The following is a 2,131-nucleotide window of genomic DNA, read 5'->3' on the forward strand; positions in this document are numbered from 1 at the left end:
AGGGCAAACATGGTGAGCTAACTTAGGACTGTGGCAATGTGGGCACACGTCCATGGCAGGCAGAGTTAGTTTAAGGTGGCTGCGCCTTTTCCCCTGGCGCGCTTTAGCAGTTTTTTTCTTAGGTAGTGCCATGTGAATTCGCCTCCTTTATTTCACCCCGTCAATTCAAAATCAAGTTCATACAGGGTCCCCAAAAAGTCGCAAGACTTTTTGGGGTTAGTTTATTCCTGGGCAGTCGGGTCGACATAGTGGTTTCATGGGCAAATTTAGCAAAGTATATTGCCGTATTAACTCGCTCAGGTCAAGTATATTTTTATTGTCAATAGTGAACTCTTCCGATTGTTCCGGCGAAGAGAGTGCTAAATCACCAGACACATCAGATATCGGAAGAAATTCTTCTTCAGCAGTGAAACTTATAGGGAATAAGAATGCATCAAGACAGCGGCTACATATGAGTTTTACCTCAGCAGTTAATTTACACTGGACTAAAACTCCCTGACTGATATGAATCAACTTTGCCTTTCCTTCAACAAAACCTTCAACTTCTTCATTAATCATCCCACTTATATCATAGCTTTGGCTAGAGCCAACAGGCTCTTTCAGTAACTGAGCTACATTTATCAAAGCCCTCAGAGGTTCTTTTTCCATCGGTCATGGCCTAGAAATTTAGATAAGTCACAAAGTATAATAAACTATATCATAAGAGGTTCAAGTATTGGAAATAGAAAACGATTATTTTGTCACCTGAGCGAAGAATCCAACTTCGCTCGCAATGACAAAAAGCGAAAGGGGCAAAATGACAGAAGGGAGTGCGAAACAACCTTGGAGATAGAAAACCTGAAGCTAAAGATAAAGGATAGCGTCGAATTACAAAGGCAGCAGCTTATCCAGTTGAGCCTGAATATCCATGATAACCCTGAGTTGGGCTTCGAGGAGAAAAAGGCGTCGGCTTGGCTTACTGGCTATCTTGAAGATAGTGGATTTCATGTAGAACAAGGCATTGCTGGCTTGGCTACAGCCTTTCGAGCCACATATGGCCAGGGGAACCCGAGAATTGCCTTGCTTGCTGAATATGATGCCTTACCCAAAATAGGACATGCCTGTGGGCATAATATAATAGCTACTTCGGCAGTCGGGGCTGCTGTGGCTAGTAAGTCTATCATTGACCAGTTAGGAGGCAGAATTGTGGTTCTGGGCACTCCCGGAGAAGAAGTCTTCGGTGGCAAGATAGATATGGTGAAAGCGGGAGCCTTTAAAGAAATAGACGTGGCTATGATGGTGCACCCTAATATCCTAAACATGGTAGACATACAGACACTTGCCTGTAGCTCTCTAGAAGTGGAATTCTTTGGCCGGCCAGCTCACGCCGCTGCCCAACCCCACAGGGGTATAAATGCCCTTGACGCTATGATATTAGCTTTCACCTCCATAAATTCGCTGCGCCAGCACATAAAGGCAGAGGCACGCATCCACGGCATAATCACTGATGGTGGTGAAGCCCCCAACATAGTGCCTGCCCATAGTGCTGCTGTGTTTTTGATACGTGCTCTAGATGATGATTATCTTGCTGAATTGAAGGACAAGGTTTTAAACTGTTTTACAGGAGCATCTGTAGCCAGTGGGGCAAGATTAGAATATAGGTGGAGAGACAGGGCTTATGCTCCGATGAAAAACAATGCGACTTTAGCCGGGCTATTCAAGCAAAATCTAGAATCGCTGGGACGACATGTCGAAGCCTTCGACCCTCGTTTTGGCTTTGGCAGCACAGATATGGGAAACGTCAGTCAAGAGTTACCAAGCATACATCCCACGATAGCCATAGCTTCGCCTGAGGTGTTCATACATACACAGGAATTTGCCTCCGCAGCCGCCTCTGAAGCAGGCCACGAAGGCTTAATGGATGCAGCCAAGGCAATGGCTATGACTGTGGCTGATATTCACCAGCCAGGAATGCTTGATAGGATTAAGCAGGAGTTTTACAACCATGATTAAAGTGGGCATCCCCCGAGCTTTACTTTACTATCAATATTACCCTGCATGGAAGACTTTTTTTGAAAGACTAGATACAGAGGTAGTGGTATCACCACCAACTAATAAAACTATGTTAAATTCAGGAGTTTCACGAGCAGTT

At 44.9% G+C, this 2,131-nt stretch carries 4 protein-coding genes; 2 read left to right on the top strand and 2 right to left on the bottom strand.

What is annotated here, in order from left to right; all coding sequences use genetic code 11:
* Positions 1–132 (bottom strand): 50S ribosomal protein L32 (rpmF, locus tag U9Q18_02515; GenBank protein ID MEA3313232.1); only part of this gene is annotated, 132 nt, incomplete at its 3' end.
* Positions 133–216: 84 nt separating this feature from the next.
* Positions 217–648, bottom strand: a complete 432-nt coding sequence (locus U9Q18_02520) for a DUF177 domain-containing protein (protein MEA3313233.1) — start codon at positions 646–648, stop codon at positions 217–219.
* Positions 649–822: 174 nt separating this feature from the next.
* Between U9Q18_02520 and U9Q18_02525 the strand changes: the two genes are divergently transcribed.
* Complete coding sequence (locus U9Q18_02525; protein MEA3313234.1) at positions 823–1,992, top strand: M20 family metallopeptidase; 1,170 nt, start codon at positions 823–825, stop codon at positions 1,990–1,992.
* Positions 1,985–2,131: acyl-CoA dehydratase activase-related protein (locus tag U9Q18_02530; GenBank protein MEA3313235.1), on the top strand; the 147-nt coding region annotated here is incomplete at its 3' end. The genes U9Q18_02525 and U9Q18_02530, both read left to right, overlap by 8 nt.

This window comes from Caldisericota bacterium, from assembly GCA_034717215.1.
Taxonomy (GTDB): domain Bacteria; phylum Caldisericota; class Caldisericia; order Caldisericales; family Caldisericaceae; genus UBA646.

Bases quoted from the DNA above. Each gene is read 5' to 3' on its own strand.
- U9Q18_02520 (MEA3313233.1), bottom strand. From the start codon at position 648: ATGGAAAAAGAACCTCTGAGGGCTTTGATAAATGTAGCTCAGTTACTG.